This is a genomic window from Rhodovulum sp. HP10 (assembly GCF_047553435.1).
Lineage (GTDB): Bacteria > Pseudomonadota > Alphaproteobacteria > Rhodobacterales > Rhodobacteraceae > Rhodovulum.
On the sequence record NZ_CP180201.1, the window covers coordinates 2,543,189 to 2,558,959 of the forward strand.

Here is a 15,771-nt window from a genome sequence, read left to right on the forward strand (position 1 = left end):
AAGAAAGAGTGTGACATGACCCCTCTGTCCATGCCGCAAGGGCTGCGGCTTCTTCTTCTCATGCTGATCGTGGCGGTGCCCCTCGGGGCCCGGGCCGAGCCGATCACGGTCACCGACATGACCGGGCGCGAGATCACCCTTCAGGCTCCTGCGCAGCGGATCGTTCTGGCCGAAGGGCGTCATGTTCTGACCCTGGCCCTGGTCGCCCCTGATCCTGTCGGGCGGCTGGTCGGCTGGGGCAACGATCTCAAGCGGTATTCGCCCGAGACCTATGATGCGCTGCGCGACGCCGTGCCTGCCATCGAGGATGTCACCGATCTGGGCGAGCCCATGGCCGGAAACTTCCCCATGGAAACCGTCATCGCGCAGCGCCCCGATCTGGTCATCCTGACCCTTTACGGGCCGCCTCCGGCGGGGCTGGAAAAGCTCGACGCGGCCGGTGTGCCTTATGTCTTTGTCGATTTCTTCCAGAAGCCGCTGGAGCGCACGGTGCCCAGCCTGCGCATCCTCGGTGCGCTGTTGGGAGAACAGGACCGCACCGAGCGGTTCATCCGGTTCTACGAGGCACATATGGACCGCATTTCCGAGCGGCTTGCCGGGCTTGAGACCTATCCCGAGGTCTTCTTCCATCTTAATCCCGGCGGCGGCGCCTGCTGCTATACCTCCGGCCCCGGAAACATGAGCGATTTTATTGCGGCCGCGGGCGGGCGCAATATCGGCGCCGATGTGGTGCCCGGCGCGATCGGACAGATGAATCCCGAGGCCGTCATCGCCGCCGATCCCGATATCTACCTGGCCGGGGGCGGCTCGACCGTCGCGCCCGACGGTCTTCTGATCGGGCCGGGGGTGCCTGACGAGACGGCCCGCCGGACACTTGGGCATGTCCTGCAGGCGCCCGCCCTGTCGCATCTGCGATCGGTGCGGGACGGGCGTGCCTCGGGTATCTGGCTCTTCTTCTTCGACAATCCGCTCTTCGTTCTGGGGGTCGAGGAAATGGCAAAGGCATTCCATCCGGATCTGTTCGCGGATCTCGACCCCAAAGCCTCGCTGGACGAGATCAACCGGACGTTCCTGCCCTTCGATCTGAGCGGCAGCTTCGCGGTCACGCCAACGGGCCAGGGGCAATGAACACGGATGCCGTCAGCGGGTCGGTCGCGCCGCCGGGCGGTCTCTTCGCGGCCCATGACAGCGCGGTCCGGCGCCGCTGCCTGCGGCTGGTTCTGTTGGCGCTCCTGCTGGTCGCGGGGGTGCTGGCGGATGTGCTGACCGGCCCCTCGGGCCTTGCGGTGCGCGATGTGCTGGCCGCCCTGATCGGGCAGGGGCAGGCCGATGCGTCGGTCGGGGTCATCGTCTGGCAGGTGCGCCTGCCGACGGCGATCCTGGCCGTTCTGGTGGGGGCGAGCCTCAGCCTGGCGGGGGCCGAGATGCAGACGATCCTGCGCAATCCGCTGGCCAGCCCGTTCACGCTTGGCCTGTCCTCGGCCGCCTCCTTCGGCGCGGCGCTCGTGATCGTGCTCGGGGTGGCATTGCCCCATGTGCCTGATCGGTTCGCGGTGCCCGCCATGGCCTTTGCCTTCGCCTTTGGCACGGTCTTGCTGATTCAACTCGTCGGCAACCGGCGCAGCGTGCCCCCCGGCGTCCTGATCCTTTTCGGGATCGCCATGGTCTTCGGGTTCAACGCCCTGGTCGCGGTGATCCAGTTCGTCGCCCCGGCCGATGCCTTGCAGCAACTGGTGTTCTGGACGATGGGCAGCCTCGGGCGGGCCGATACGTGGAGCAATCTGCTGTTGGGCGGGGTGTTGCTGGCGGTCATGCCCTTCTCGTTTCGGGCGGCCCGCGCGCTGACGGTGCTCGAACTGGGCCGGGAGCGGGCCGAGAGCCTTGGCGTGTCCTTTGCGCGGCTGCGCTTCGGCAGCCTGCTCCGGGCCAGCCTGATGGCTGCCACGGCCGTCGCCTTCTCCGGAACGATCGGCTTCGTCGGGCTTGTCGGTCCGCATGTAGCGCGATTGCTGGTCGGGGATCATCACCGGTTTCTGCTGCCCGCCTCGATCCTTTGCGGGGCGTCGGTCATGTCCTTTGCAAGCATCGCGGCGAAACTGATCCTGCCGGGGGTCCTGCTGCCGATCGGGATCGTCACGACACTGGTCGGGTTGCCGGTCTTCCTGCTGTTGCTGCTGCGCCAGTGGAGCCGTTGATGCACGGGCCTGTCGACGGGAAAGGTTCGCCCCTGCAACTCGAGGTTTCGGGCGTGTCGGTCAGGTTCGGCCGCCACACCATCTTGCGCGACGTCTCGCTTCCTGCCTTGCGCGCAGGAGAGATCACGGCCTTCGTCGGGCCGAACGGTGCCGGGAAATCGACCCTGCTCAAGGCAATCGCCGGCGTGGTGCCGGCCGAAGGCGATATGCGCCTGGATGGCGACGACCTGCATGCCCTGTCGCCCGCCAGGCGGATGCGTCGCGTCGGATACATGCCGCAATCGCAAGATACCCGGACGGGGCTTTCGGTCCTCGAAGCGGTTCTCGCCGGGCTCGATCTTCTGATGCCCGGGCTTTCGCGCGCCGAGCGGCGGGCGCGGGCCGCAGGGGCGCTTGTCCGGCTGGGGCTGGAGTCGCTTGCCGGGACCTCCCTGTGCGATCTTTCGGGCGGCCAGCGCCAGCTTGCCGTTCTGGCGCAATCGTTGTCCCACGATCCCGTCGCCCTGTTGCTTGACGAGCCGACCGCCGCGCTCGATATCCGGCACCAGTTCGAGGTGATGGAGGCCTTGCGCGGGATTGCGGCCGGCGGCCGGATCGTTGCGCTTGTCCTGCATGATCTGGCGCTTGCGGCGCAATGGGCCGACCGGATCGTCTTCGTGAAAGATGGCGGCGTCTATGCCAGCGGCAGGACAAGGGACTGCCTGACAGCCGAGAACATCCGCAATGTCTTCGAGGTTGAGGCGGAGGTCCTGCGCGATGCCGGTCATGGCCTTCATATAAACGTGCTCGGACGGCCCGGTGCGGCCTGACGGGGCGGCGGGCTATCATGCGCCGGTGACAGCTTTCACTGCCTGCAAAGGCCAGACTGGAGAAGCCGGACCCGGCGTCGCTCCCTCAAGCCGGCTGGACAACGACACGGGGAAGAGCTGTCGAGAGCGCTATCTTCCATGCGATGGTGACGCCATCGCGGAATACCTGAGGGATTTTCCCGGCGTCATCAGCAGGGTCGGTTTCGAGGACGGCACCATGGCCAGCACCGGTTCTTCGGCCCGCAGGCATGCGACCGTGATATCGTCTGCATGAAGGCCCGGCAGCTCGAGGCAGTGCTCTCGGCGATGCGGAGCAAGACGGATCGGAACGATGCGCGTGGCATGACACAGGTGCGAGAACCGGGCCGTGCTGTCCGGTCCATATGGAAAGCCGGGCAGCGCATGGCCTGCGCGCCCTGCAGAGCGCCGGAAAAGCATGGCTTGCAAGGACCACAGACCCGTCGAACGAGCTGCGCGCCCGGCTGAAGGCCTGCGGGATCTGGCTGCCGTCCAGCCTTGCCCATGGCTGCATCGAAAAGGTTGTCAGGCCCCTTGTGATCGCGAGAGGATGTCCTGACGAAAGCCCCGGTTCCCCTGCTCGATGCGCGTGCGGCTATTGGCGATATGGCCGCTGAGCCCATTATCGGCATTGCGAACCTCTTGCCGCGAGCGTGACTGGATCGAAGGCTGGCAGAAGGCCTATAGCCGGTTCCCGCAAAAAACGTTTTCGACGTGATTTGACGGCGACCGTACCGGAACGGGAAAACTGTCCGACGTCGAAAAGCGAACAACCGCCTCCCTGTCCGGAAACGGCAGCACCAGCATCCAGGCGGCTTGCCGACCGCCAAAAGTCGCTGGTCCAAAGGCAGAGGCCGACTTTCGGCCTCTGCCTGCAGGTCTCATTCAGCCGGTGCAGATACCATCGACCGGAACTCTCCCCGATCCCTGGTCGCGAGACTGACGACGAAGATCGCGAGACATGCGAGCACAAAGCCGGGGATTATCTCGTATACGCCGGTGGCCTCTTTCAGACCGGTGAAGATCCAGAGCCCGACGGTTGCGGCGCCCACCACCAGGCCCGCCACGGCACCGGCACCATTCATGCGCGGCCAGGTCAGGGACAGGATGACCAACGGACCGAATGCCGCTCCGAAGCCCGCCCAGGCATTGGCGACAAGGTCCAGCACCTCGCTATCCGGATCGCCTGCAATCAGCGCGGCGACGGCGCCGACTGCAATCACGGAAATGCGTCCGATGGTCACGAGGGTCTTCTCGGAGGCGCCCCTGTTGAGCACGAGCTTGTAGAAATCCTCGGCCAGGGAAGAGGACGAGACCAGAAGCTGGCTTGAGACCGTCGACATGATCGCGGCCAGAAGAGCTGCCAGAAAGAAGCCCGTGATCAGCCCGGGAAACAGGTTGTCGGCGAGATAGATGAAAATCGTCTCGCTATCCTCGATCACCACGCCGTTGCGCTCCACATAGGCGCGACCGAAGATGCCGACGCCCACCGCACCGACGAGGGCGATGCCCATCCAAGCCATGCCGATATTGCGCGCGGTCGCGACTGCGGCGACGCTCTTCACCGCCATGAAGCGGACGATGATATGCGGCTGGCCGAAATAGCCAAGGCCCCAGGCGAGCAGCGAGACGAACCCGATGAGCGTCATGTCGGGGGACCAGAGCTTCAAGGTGAACCCCTCGACCCCGGAGAGCGTCTCCCGGGCCTGGGCGAAGCCGGCGCCCTTACCGGAATAGAGCACGATCGCGGGCATGATGATCAGCGCCAGCATCATGATCAGCCCCTGGCAGAAATCCGTGAGAGACACGGCCAAAAAGCCGCCGACCACAGTGTAGGCCAGCACGACGCCGAGGGTCAGCCAGACGCCGAACTGGTAGCTGCCGTCGAAGGCGCTCTGGAAGAGCTTGCCTCCTGCGACGAGGCCCGAGGCCGTGTAGACGGCAAAGAAGACCACGATGATCACCGCTGAAACCATGCGCAGCGTGGCACCCCGCGACGGGAAGCGATTGGCCAGGAAGGCCGGGATCGTCAGCGCGTTGTCATAGCGTTCGGTCTGTTCTCTCAGGCGCGGCGCCACGACGATCCAGTTGACGAGCGCCCCCAGGAAGAGACCGATGCCGATCCAGGCTTCGACGAGACCCGAGGCATAGAGGGCTCCGGGCAAGCCCAGCAACAGCCAACCGGACATGTCGGATGCCCCGGCGGAGAGTGCGGCGACGGCGGGAGGAAGATTTCGTCCGCCAAGGATATAGTCCTCGGATGTCGCTGTCGATTTTCTATAGGCGTAAATCCCGATCCCGATCATCAGGATGAAATAAGTCGCCAGACTAATGATAGCTCCTATAGACACGTGTTCTCCGATCCCTGTTTATACAATCTTGGGGCCCTATCCGATGCCGCCACGCATAAACAATACGGATCATGGCTTCCGACTGACCTGCCCCTGAACGTTCATCCAGCCGCGATTTGAGCCCGGTTGGTATTTTCGTCGATCGGCGCGGCGAGAGCAATCGCCTGAGCTGCGGCGCTTTCATCTCGTGCAGCGGGGCAGGCGATTTCGGAGATCGGGATCCGCGCGTGATCCGCAGGGGCTGGTCGTCCAAGGCGGAGGGGGCGTTCGGTATTGAACCGCGCCGCCTTGCCCGGAGGGCCAAACTCTCAAAGGATGCCGTCGCATGGACAGGAAGAAGAACACGAGGAGTCCGTATCCGGCCGAGTTCCGTGAACGGGCGGTACAGATGGTCATCGACCCTCTCGACAGCTATGCGTCTTTGACAGGCGCGGTGCGCGACATCGCCGGCAAGCTGGGTTGCTCGCCAGACAGCCTGCGGGTCTTGTACAAGCAGGCTCGGCGTGACAGCGGCAAGGAAGCGGGCCCGACCAGTGCCGAGAAGGCCCGCATCAGGGAACTCGAGCGCGGGAACCGCGAGTTGTGGCAAGCGAACGAGATCCTGAAGAAGGCCAGCGCTTGTTTTGCCCGGGCGGAGCTCGACCGCCCGTTCCGCAAATGACTGGCTTCATTGATGAATTCCGGGAGGAATTCGGGGTCGAGCCGATCTGCCGCGTGCCGCCGGTCGCCTCGTCAACATACCATGCACGGAAGGCCGCCGCACGGGACCCATCGCGGGATGCGGCGCGATGCCGGGTTGAAGGACAAGATCCGGAAGATCTGGTCTGACAACCGCAAACTCTACGGCGCGCGGAAAGTCTGGCATGCCCTGAAGCGGGACAATGTCGCTGCGGCACGCTGCACCGTGGAGCGCCTGATGCGCGAGATGGGCCTGCAGGGCGTCATCCGTGGCAAGAAGGTGATCACCACAAACCCCGACACCACGCGCCCATGTCCGGATGGCAAGGTGAACCGGGAATTCCGTGCCGAGCGGCCGAACCAGCTCTGGGTGTCGGACTTTACCTGTCCACTTAACCTTCTTTCCATGCTATTTTGGGAACGGAGGACCCCGCCATGGATGGAACACCGAAAGCGACGAAACCCAAGGCTCGTGACGCGAAGACCAAGATCGCGCAAGCCCGCATGAGCGTTCTGGAACTGGCGAAAGAACTCGGCAACGTGGCCGAGGCCTGTCGCCAGCGCGGCATGGACCGCACCAGCTTCTACGAGTGGAAACGTCGGTTTTGGGTTTGAGGGACCGTGGCGCCGGTGGCGCCGCTGCCCCCGAACGGGCGGCGCGCCAGACACGGCGGGACGCTCTGGCACCACGGATCCGGGAAATCTCCGATGCGAGCCACCAGCGATACGGCGCGCCACGCAGTTGCCATTGACGCGCCACTGGTCCGAGCGGCAATGGCGACGCCGAACTTCACGATCAAGGCATCCGGGTGGCCAGGAAGACGGTGGCCAGGCTCATGAAAGATCACGATATCCGTCCGCCACGCCGGGGCCGCCGCGTTCCGCGGACGACCGACAACCGGCACAATCTCGGCATTGCGCCAAACCTGCTGCGGCGGAATTTCCGTGCCGCGGAGCCGGACAGCATCTAGCTGGCCGGCGTCAGCTACGTGCCCACTGACGGGGGCTGGCTTTACCTGGCGGCGGTGAAAGACATGGCGACCATGGAGATCGTGTGGTGGTCGATGTCGGACCGCCTGAAAAGCAGCCTTGCGGTCGACACGATGCGCATGGCGCTACAGAACCGGCGGCCGGTACCGGGACTGGTTTGTCACTCCGATCGTGGAGTTCAATACGCCAGCGGATCGAACGGTCCGGGGGGACCGTTCGAAGGCGCAGAACGCGCCGATGGAGAGCTTCTTCAGCTCGCTCAAGAACGAACCGGTCGACCGCACCAGGTTCCGGTCGCGCCAAGAGGCGAGGGCCGCGCTGTTCGAGTACATCGCGATTTTCTACAACCGCCGGCGCCGCCATTCGAGCATCGGTTGCCGCACGCCCGAACAGGCAAGGATGGCCGCATAGTGAACATCACCCCAGTCCGGGATCCGGGGGCAAGCTCACGTCCATGCGCGCGCAAGATATGGACTGATTTCGGCTGCCAGCCGCCGTTATTCTTCGTGTAACGAACTAAATTACGTGAAATCCGATCTCGGAGGTCCGCCCCTGCTTGGCCTTGCCGCCCGGGGGCGCGTTGTTCCGAGAGGTGGCGGAGTCTGCTGGCTGGCATGCAAGCAGGCCGAGCCGGCCTTGACGGGTCGAAAACTCCGTTCCTGACATGAGATCGCACAAGAAATGCGCTTCCAGTTGATTTGATATGCAGTTCGAGAATGGGGCGCGCGGTTTTGATCCGGCTTTGCGGACGCCTTGCGACATATACTTGATTTGACGAAGTATCCCTATAGGTTTGTCGGGTAACCCCGCCGGATCTGTTGCCTCGGCCCCTCCGGATCCGGTGGCGCCAGAGCTTGTTGCGCAACGGCACGTCGCTTCAGCGGCGGGGCAGGCTCTCAGATAGAGGCAAAGGAGACACGAACCGACATGAAAGACATCGCAGCCCCGGACCGGCAGTCCGCCCCCTTTGCCTCGGTCGCGGTCCTTGGCGCAGGGTCCTGGGGGACGGCGCTGGCCAGGGTTCTGGTGCGCAACGGCCGCCAGGTCCGGCTTTGGGCGCGTCGCCCTGCGCTGGCCCAGGAGATCGCCGCCACCGGGCGGAATTCGCAATATCTTCCCGGTATCGAGCTTGGCGAGACGCTGCGCGCGACCGCCTCGCTGACCGAGGCGCTGGAGGGGGCCGAGGCGGTGCTGATCGTGACGCCCTCGGCCACGCTGCGCGAGATGTGCCGCGCCGCCGCGCCGCACATGCCCGCCGGCATCCCCATCGCGCTTTGTGCCAAGGGGATCGAGCTTGGCTCGGGGCTTCTCTTGTCCGAAGTCGCGGCCGAGGAGCTGCCCGGCCATCCGATCGGCGCGATCTCGGGGCCGACCTTCGCCCGCGAGACCGCGCTTGGCCATCCGACCGCGGCGACCGTGGCCTTTCCCTTCACCTATGCCGACCGGCTGGCGCCCTATTCCAGCCCTGCGGCGCGGATGGCGATGTCGGTGGGCGGGCATGGCTTCCGGCCCTATGTCTCGGACGATCTCGTCGGCGTCGAGGTCGGCGGCGCGGTGAAGAACGTGATAGCCATCGCCTGCGGGATGATGTCGGGCGCGGGCTTTGCCGAGAATACCCGTGCCGCCCTGATCGCCCGCGGCGTCGACGAGATGAAGGTGCTGGCCGAGTCGCTGGGCGGGCAGCGCGAGACCGTGACCGGGCTTTCGGGCGCGGGCGACCTGACGCTGACCTGTTCCTCGACCACCTCGCGCAACATGGCGCTCGGCACCCAGCTCGGCCAGGGCATCGCGCGCGCCGACTGTTTCGGCGGCCGCCGGGTCGTGGTCGAGGGCGAGGTCAATGCCCGCTCGGTCGTCGATCTGGCCCGCCGGATCGGGGTGCCGATGCCGATCTGCGAGACCGTCAATGCGGTGCTGCACGAGGGCGCCGATCTCGAACGCAGCTTCTCGGATCTCTGGACCCGGCCGATCGAGGCCGAGCCGCGTGCCCTCACGCTGTCGCTCGACCATCCCGCACCGACCGTTCCCCTGCCTTTCGGAGTGTCTTCATGAACCTTGCCACCGCCCCCCATCCGCCGCTTTCGGATCGCCGCTTCGTGCTGGCAACCGATCTCGACGGCACCTTTCTGGGGGGGAGCGAAGCCGAACGGCGGCGCCTTTACGACTGGATCGAGGCCAACCGCGCCAGCGTGGGGCTGATCTTCGTCACCGGGCGCGACCCGGATTTCATCATGGAGATGTGTGCCGAGAACGGTCTGCCCTGGCCGGAATACGTGGTCGGCGATGTCGGCACCTCGATTGCCGAGGTCCATCCCGGCGAGGCGATCCGGCCGATCCCGGCGCTGGAAGAGGATATCTCGCGGCGCTGGGGCGACAGTGGCGCGCGAGTGCGGGCGGCGCTTGACGGTCATCCGGGGCTGAAGCTGCAACCCACCGAGTTCCGCTACCGCGTCAGCTTCGACATGGATGCCGGGGCCTACGACCCGTCGGCCGAGGCGAAGGTCGAGGCCATGGGGCTCGACTGGCTGATCTCGGCCGATCGCTATTTCGACGTGCTGCCGAAGGGGGTGTCCAAGGGCCCGTCATTACGCCGGCTGGTCGCTCATCTGAACATCCCCGAGGGCCGCGTGCTCGCCGCGGGCGACACGCTGAACGATTTGTCGATGCTGGAATGCGGTCTCAACGCCGTTGCCGTCGGCAATTCCGAGCCCGCCCTGATCGAGCGGGTCCGCGATCTCGACCATCTGCACATCGCCCGGGCGCATGGCGCCGCGGGCATCATGGAGGCCATCGCCGCTTTCGATCTTCATGCCATTTCAACAGGAGCCTGACACATGCCTTCGGATCTTGTCATCGTCTATCACCGCCAGCCCTATGAGGAGGTGGAGGAAGACGGAAAGATCGTCCTGCGAGAGAACAAGAGCCCGAACGGCATCGTGCCGACCCTGAAAAGCTTCTTCGGCCGGTTCGACAAGGGCGCCTGGATCGCCTGGAAACAGGCCGAGGACCCGGCCAATCCCGATTTCGAGCGGGTGATCGAGGTCGACGATGCCTTTGGTCAGTATACGGTCTCGCGGCTGCCGCTGACCGCGGAACAGGTCAGCAGCTTCTATCACGTCACCTCGAAAGAGGCGTTCTGGCCGATCCTGCATTCCTTCAAGGAACGCTACAATTACGACCCTGTCGACTGGCCGACCTTCCGCGAGGTGAACTGGATCTTTGCCGAGGCCGCCGCCGCCGAGGCCGCGCCGGGGGCCGTGGTCTGGATCCACGACTACAATCTGTGGCTGGTGCCGGGATATCTGCGCAAGTTGCGCCCCGATGTGAAGATCAGCTTCTTTCACCACACGCCCTTCCCCTCGGCCGACATGTTCAACGTCCTGCCCTGGCGCAAGGAGATCCTGCAAAGCCTGCTGGCCTGCGACGTGGTCGGGTTCCACATCCCGCGCTATGTGTCGAATTTCGTCTCGGCCGCGCGCAGTCTTCTCGATGTAGAGGTGACGGGACGCCAGAAGGTCGAGCCTGAATTCGCGGCCGAGGTGACGGCCCTGTCCGAGCGCAGCGTGCCGACGGAGCTGGAATACGAAGATCGTCGGATCACGGTTCAGGCCTCGCCGGTGGGGGTCGATGCCGATTACATCGATGCGGTCGCCCGGCGCGAGGAAACCGCCAAGCGGGCCGAAGAGATCCGAACGGAAATGGGCGGCGCCAAGCTTCTGCTGTCCGTCGGGCGGACCGATTACACCAAGGGCGGGATCGACCAGCTTCTGAGCTATGAGCGGTTGCTGGAGGCGCAGCCCGAGCTGCGCGGCCAGGTCCGGCTGATGCATGTCTCGGTGCCCGCCAATCGCAACATGACGGTCTACGAGAATATCCAGAACGATCTGGAGCAGATGGCCGGCCGCATCAACGGCCGTTTCGGCAGTCTCGACTGGCAGCCCATCGTGTTGATTTCGCGGGCGATCCCCTTCGAGGATCTGGTGGCCTATTACCGGGCCGCCGATGTCGCCTGGATCACGCCGCTCGCGGACGGCATGAACCTCGTCTGCAAGGAATTCTGCGCCGCGCGGGTCGATGGCGACGGGGTGCTGGTCTTGTCGGAATTCGCGGGCGCGGCGGTCGAGATGGGTGCGGCGCTGCTGACCAACCCGTTCTCGCACCGTTCCATGGACAGCGCCATTGCCCAGGCGCTGGAAATGCCGAAGGCGGAACGGCGCGACCGCATGGCCGCACTTCGCGACGTTGTCCATCGCCACGACGTGCGCTTCTGGGCCAATCATCAGATGGAGGCGCTGGCCGGCTCGGCGCCCGGGGCGGCTGCCATGCCTGCGGCCTGATCTTGTCCGGGCGGGGCGTCACCCTTGCGGGGCGGCGGCCCCCCCGCCGCGCGCGGGCCGGGTTCTGTATGGAAAGTGCCGCGATAGGCCCGGGAAGGTCGTCCCTGGCCTCAGCTTCCCGATTGCGAACCGCGAGACATGATCTCGCGATAGCCAGGCCCCCGGGCGAGGCCAGCTAACCGATGGGGATCGCGCAGCGTCACACGCGATCCCAGGCCCGGGTCAACATCGTTCAGAAATCGAGATTGGCCACGCTCAATGCGTTTTGCTGGATGAACTCACGCCGGGGCTCGACCACGTCGCCCATCAGCTTGGTGAAGATGTTGTCGGCCTCGGCCACATCCTCGACCCGCACCTGCAGAAGCGTCCGCGCCTCGGGGTCGAGCGTGGTTTCCCAGAGCTGTTCGGGGTTCATCTCGCCCAGCCCCTTGTAGCGCTGAAGCGTCAGGCCCTTCTCGCCCTCGGACAGGATCGCCTGCAAGAGTTCGGAAGGGGCGTGGATCGGCTGATCGCGATCCTTGCGGATCAGTCTGGCCGGGTGCTGGTAGATTTCCTGCAGCTTGTCCGTGAAGGTCCCGAGCCGGGCAGCCTCGGCCGAACGCAGGACCTGGCCGTCGAGCACCCGCACCTCTTCGACACCGCGTACCACGCGCGAAAAGCGCATGCCCTTGTCCTGGGTCGGCCGGCCGATCCAGCCGCGTTCATATTCAAGCGCGATCAGGTCGAGCCGCCGGGCCACCGCATCGGCGGTGCCCTGCAGGTCGGCGTCGATCTGGCCGGGCCGGAACGCCCCGGCAATGGCGGCCTGCTCGAGGATATGGGCAGGGTAATGGGTCGGGAAAGCCTGCAGGATGCGGCGCAGATGACGCGCCTCCTCGACCACCCGGGCAAGGTCCTTGGCGACGATTTCCTCGCCATCGCCAAGCCGCAGCACCGCCCCGTCGATGCCCATCTCGACAAGGTAATCCTCCAGCGCGGCCTGGTCCTTCAGATAGACTTCGGACTTGCCGCGCGCGACCTTGTAAAGCGGCGGCTGCGCGATGTAGAGGAAGCCGCCCTCGATCACCTCGGGCATCTGCCGGAAGAAGAAGGTCAGCAGAAGCGTCCGGATATGCGCGCCGTCGACATCGGCGTCGGTCATGATGACGATCTTGTGGTAGCGCAGCTTCGAGATGTCGAACTCGTCCCGCCCGATGCCGGTGCCGAGTGCGGTGATCAGCGTTCCGATCTCCTGGCTCGACAGCATCCGGTCGAAGCGGGCACGCTCGACGTTGAGGATCTTGCCCCGAAGCGGCAGAACCGCCTGATTGGCCCGGGCCCGACCCTGCTTGGCCGAGCCGCCGGCGCTGTCGCCCTCGACGAGGAAGATCTCGGACTTGGAGGGATCGCGTTCCTGGCAATCGGCGAGCTTGCCCGGAAGCGAGGCCACATCCATCGCCGTCTTGCGCCGAGTCAGTTCGCGGGCCTTGCGCGCCGCCTCGCGGGCCAGCGCTGCCTCGACGATCTTGCCGACGATGCTGCGGGCCTCCTGCGGATGTTCCTCGAACCATTCGGCAAGCTTTTCGTTCACCAGGCTCTCGACTGCGGGCCGCACCTCGGAGCTGACAAGCTTGTCCTTGGTCTGGCTCGAGAATTTCGGATCGGGCACCTTCACCGACAAGACGCAGGTCAGCCCTTCGCGGGCATCGTCGCCGGTGAAATTCACCTTCTCGCGCTTGGCGATGCCGCTCGACATCGCGTAATTGTTGATGGTCCGGGTCAGCGCCCCGCGGAACCCCGCCATGTGGGTGCCGCCGTCGCGCTGCGGAATGTTGTTGGTGAAGGGCAGGACGGTCTCGTGATAGCCGTCGTTCCACCACATCGCGACCTCGACACCGATCCCGTCGCGTTCACCGGTCATGAAGATCGGTTCGGCCATCACGGGCGTTTTCAGCTTGTCGATGTAGCGGACGAATTCGCGGACGCCGCCCTCGTAGCACAGCTCGACGCGCTGAGGCTCGGCCCCGCGCTCGTCCTCGAGCACGATGCGCACGCCGGAATTGAGGAAGGCCAGTTCGCGCAGCCGGTTCTCGAGCGTCTTGAAGGAATAGTCGAGATTCGAGAAGGTCTCGGTCGAGGCCATGAAGCGGACCTCGGTGCCGCTGCGCCCCCCGGACGGGCCGACTACGCGCAGATGCTCGGTGGTATCGCCATGTTCGAACCGGGCGACATGTTCATGCCCCTCGCGCCAGATCCGCAGCTCCAGCCAGTCCGACAGCGCGTTCACCACCGAAACGCCCACGCCGTGCAGGCCGCCCGAGACCTTGTACGAGTTCTGGTCGAATTTGCCCCCGGCGTGAAGCTGGGTCATGATGACCTCGGCCGCCGAGACACCCTCTCCCTCGTGGATGCCGACCGGAATGCCCCGCCCGTTATCGCTGACCGAGACGCTTGAATCGGCGTGGATTTTCACGGTGACGGCGTCGGCATGGCCCGCAAGCGCCTCGTCGATGCCGTTATCGACCACCTCGTAAACCATGTGATGCAGGCCCGAGCCGTCGTCGGTATCGCCGATATACATGCCGGGCCGTTTGCGGACCGCTTCCAGGCCTTTGAGAACCTTGATGGAATCGGCGCCGTACTCTTCGGCAGCCCGTGCGTTGTCGACCATGTGCAGGATCCTTTGTTCGTCACGGGTTTTATAAGGTGTCGTGGTGGGATTGTCACGCAGCGGCCACAAGATTTGGTGTCATGCGACGGGAAACATCCGCCCGACCGCGATCGGCATCGTGCCCGCGCCGCGATTGACCCGGCGCAGCGCCCGGGCACGGGGCGAAGCGCGCAGCACGGCGATGCAAAGCGCGAGAACGAGGCTGGAAAATCGGGGCAGCAAGAGGGCCAGCACCGCGCTTGGGAAAAGCGCACCAGATCAGCCGGGCCCTCCCGTGCTTGTGACGGGGAAGCAGGCGGGGGCGGGTGGCGCCGGGGACGCAGGCCCGGAAGGAATATCGGTCGGGGCCGGAGTTTCCTGTCGGCTGGCATGACCCGCAATCTCCTCAAGGGGCCGGTGCGCAGAGGGCCGCCCCCGCCCCCAAGGTGCGACTGCCCCGGGGCGGCTCCCTGGCCCGACAGGCGCCACTGTCGCCCCGGCGTGCGGGGCTTCGTCGGGCCGAGGTCCGGTCCCGGTCGTCGCAATGCCATGTCGATGGCCGGAAACGGGCAGAAGCAGGCCGGGCAGGGGCAAGATCGCTGCTGCCCAGAGCGTCGGAGGTCACGCGTTGCCGGGGCCCGGGCCGTCCCGCCTCTCGATCCGACTGGTGCCGCCGGTCTCGTGCACTTCAAGATATTGCGCCCGTTCGCCCAGAGCGGCGAACAGTTCGGCTCCGGTTCCGGTCATCCAGGCCTGCGCTCCCAGCGCCGAGATCTCGTCGTAAAGCGCCGCCCGGCGGCTGGCATCGAGATGCGCCGCCACCTCGTCCAGAAGCAGCAGCGGCGGTGCCCCGAAATCCTGTGCCAGCGCCCGCGCATTGGCAAGGATCAGCGCGATCAGAAGCGCCTTCTGCTCGCCGGTCGAGCAATACCGCGCTTCGATTCCCTTGGCGTCGAAGATGGCGGCCAGATCGGCCCGGTGCGGCCCGGCCAGCGTCCGCCCCGCTGCCATGTCGCGCGCCCGTCCGGCGGCCAGCGTCCCGGCCAGCACCCCGGCATCCTCCGGATCGGACCCTTCGGGCCCTGCCAGAGCCAGCGTCGCGCGCGGAAAGGCGGTCTCGGCTTCGGCCTGCGCCGTCTCGAGGCGCATCAGCGCGGCGCGCCGGTTTGCGCCCAGCGCCGCCCCGGCCTCGGCCATACGTGCCTCGAGCGCCGCGAACCAGTGCGGGTCGCGCACCTCGTCCTTCAACAGGCGGTTGCGCTCGCGCATGGCCTTTTCATAGGCCAGCGTCGCTTCGGCATGGCCGGGTTCGAAACTCAGCGCGATCCGGTCCAGAAACCTCCGCCGCCCCTCGGCGCCTTCGATCCAGAGCCGGTCCATCGATGGCACCAGCCACAGCACCCGCGCGATCCGCGCCAGCGCCACCTGCGCAGCGGCCTTGCCGTCAAGCCGAACCTGCCGGTTGCCGCCCGGCAAGGCCCAGGTTTCGACCTCATGCCCGGAACCCGGCCCGCTCAGTACCGCCGCGACCTTCCAGCCCAGCCGCCCCGGCGCCCGCGCCAAGTCCTCGGCCCCGGCCCGGCGCAGTCCCCGGCCGGGCGAGATCAGCGACACCGCCTCCAGCAGATTGGTCTTGCCCGCTCCGTTCGCTCCGAAGACAGCGACCGGGCGCGCGTCAAGCGAAAGCCGCGCCCGGTCGTGCGACCGGAATTGCGAAAGCGTCAGTTCTGTCAGCAGAAGCCCGGGCACGGCCTGCCCTTCTTC

General features: G+C 65.8%; 13 protein-coding genes, 4 pseudogenes and 1 other annotated feature. Of the genes and pseudogenes, 12 read left to right on the forward strand and 5 right to left on the reverse strand.

The features are described from left to right. Nucleotides 1–15 precede the first annotated feature (15 nt). The 3 genes from ACK8CO_RS11835 to ACK8CO_RS11845 are packed head-to-tail and all read left to right on the forward strand — an operon-like array spanning nt 16 to nt 3,004. Nucleotides 16–1,128, forward strand: a complete 1,113-nt coding sequence (locus ACK8CO_RS11835) for an ABC transporter substrate-binding protein (RefSeq protein WP_414896760.1) — start codon at nt 16–18, stop codon at nt 1,126–1,128. Beyond that, entirely contained in the window at nt 1,125–2,195 is a 1,071-nt protein-coding gene (locus ACK8CO_RS11840) for a FecCD family ABC transporter permease (RefSeq protein WP_414896761.1), read from the forward strand. Before ACK8CO_RS11835 ends, ACK8CO_RS11840 begins: the two co-directional genes overlap by 4 nt. Further along, entirely contained in the window at nt 2,195–3,004 is an 810-nt protein-coding gene (locus ACK8CO_RS11845; protein ID WP_414896762.1) for an ABC transporter ATP-binding protein, read from the forward strand. Before ACK8CO_RS11840 ends, ACK8CO_RS11845 begins: the two co-directional genes overlap by 1 nt. An 899-nt stretch (nt 3,005–3,903) precedes the next feature. On the opposite strand, the gene putP is transcribed toward ACK8CO_RS11845, so the two are convergent. Then, entirely contained in the window at nt 3,904–5,373 is a 1,470-nt protein-coding gene (gene putP, locus ACK8CO_RS11850; RefSeq protein WP_080617640.1) for a sodium/proline symporter PutP, read from the reverse strand. A 101-nt stretch (nt 5,374–5,474) separates the two neighbouring features. Continuing rightward, a pseudogene (locus tag ACK8CO_RS11855) lies at nt 5,475–5,660 on the reverse strand (IS3 family transposase); the annotation flags it as partial. Nucleotides 5,661–5,698: 38 nt separating this feature from the next. Here ACK8CO_RS11855 and ACK8CO_RS11860 point away from each other — a divergent pair. From ACK8CO_RS11860 to ggpS, 9 genes and pseudogenes are all read left to right on the forward strand, one after another. Beyond that, a complete protein-coding gene (locus tag ACK8CO_RS11860; RefSeq protein ID WP_414896763.1) occupies nt 5,699–6,034 on the forward strand; it encodes a transposase in 336 nt (111 codons plus the stop codon). Then, nucleotides 5,989–6,105: a sequence feature (AL1L pseudoknot), on the forward strand. It overlaps the preceding gene by 46 nt. 46 nt (nt 6,106–6,151) lie before the next feature. Beyond that, complete coding sequence (locus tag ACK8CO_RS11865; RefSeq protein WP_414896764.1) at nt 6,152–6,559, forward strand: IS3 family transposase; 408 nt, start codon at nt 6,152–6,154, stop codon at nt 6,557–6,559. Further along, nucleotides 6,487–6,657 (forward strand): annotated as a pseudogene (locus ACK8CO_RS11870) (IS481 family transposase); the annotation flags it as partial. The gene ACK8CO_RS11865 and the pseudogene ACK8CO_RS11870, both read left to right, overlap by 73 nt. 188 nt (nt 6,658–6,845) lie before the next feature. Beyond that, nucleotides 6,846–7,022, forward strand: a pseudogene (locus tag ACK8CO_RS11875) (IS3 family transposase); the annotation flags it as partial. Nucleotides 7,023–7,040: 18 nt separating this feature from the next. Then, a pseudogene (locus ACK8CO_RS11880) lies at nt 7,041–7,223 on the forward strand (DDE-type integrase/transposase/recombinase); the annotation flags it as partial. Continuing rightward, on the forward strand, nt 7,213–7,452 hold the full coding sequence (locus ACK8CO_RS11885; RefSeq protein WP_414899018.1) for an IS3 family transposase: 240 nt from the start codon (nt 7,213–7,215) through the stop codon (nt 7,450–7,452). The pseudogene ACK8CO_RS11880 and the gene ACK8CO_RS11885, both read left to right, overlap by 11 nt. A gap of 516 nt (nt 7,453–7,968) precedes the next feature. After that, a complete protein-coding gene (locus ACK8CO_RS11890; protein WP_414896765.1) occupies nt 7,969–9,093 on the forward strand; it encodes an NAD(P)H-dependent glycerol-3-phosphate dehydrogenase in 1,125 nt (374 codons plus the stop codon). Continuing rightward, nucleotides 9,090–9,872: an HAD-IIB family hydrolase gene (locus ACK8CO_RS11895; protein ID WP_414896766.1), complete on the forward strand. Its 783-nt coding sequence runs from the start codon at nt 9,090–9,092 to the stop codon at nt 9,870–9,872. Before ACK8CO_RS11890 ends, ACK8CO_RS11895 begins: the two co-directional genes overlap by 4 nt. 3 nt (nt 9,873–9,875) lie before the next feature. Beyond that, nucleotides 9,876–11,378 carry a glucosylglycerol-phosphate synthase gene (gene ggpS, locus ACK8CO_RS11900; protein ID WP_080617634.1) on the forward strand — a complete coding sequence of 501 codons (1,503 nt, stop codon included), beginning with the start codon at nt 9,876–9,878 and terminating at the stop codon, nt 11,376–11,378. A gap of 232 nt (nt 11,379–11,610) precedes the next feature. Here ggpS and gyrB read toward each other — a convergent pair whose 3' ends face one another. The 3 genes from gyrB to recF all read right to left on the reverse strand — a co-directional run bounded on the left by gyrB (nt 11,611) and on the right by recF (nt 15,756). Beyond that, the gene (gene gyrB, locus ACK8CO_RS11905) at nt 11,611–14,028 is read right to left on the reverse strand and encodes a DNA topoisomerase (ATP-hydrolyzing) subunit B (protein ID WP_414896767.1); all 2,418 of its coding nucleotides are present in this window, start codon (nt 14,026–14,028) and stop codon (nt 11,611–11,613) included. Between the two features lie 78 nt (nt 14,029–14,106). After that, nucleotides 14,107–14,262 (reverse strand): hypothetical protein, encoded by a 156-nt coding sequence (locus tag ACK8CO_RS11910; RefSeq protein ID WP_155774105.1) that lies wholly within the window; start codon nt 14,260–14,262, stop codon nt 14,107–14,109. A gap of 366 nt (nt 14,263–14,628) precedes the next feature. Then, the gene (gene recF, locus ACK8CO_RS11915) at nt 14,629–15,756 is read right to left on the reverse strand and encodes a DNA replication/repair protein RecF (protein WP_414896768.1); all 1,128 of its coding nucleotides are present in this window, start codon (nt 15,754–15,756) and stop codon (nt 14,629–14,631) included. Nucleotides 15,757–15,771: the final 15 nt, after the last annotated feature.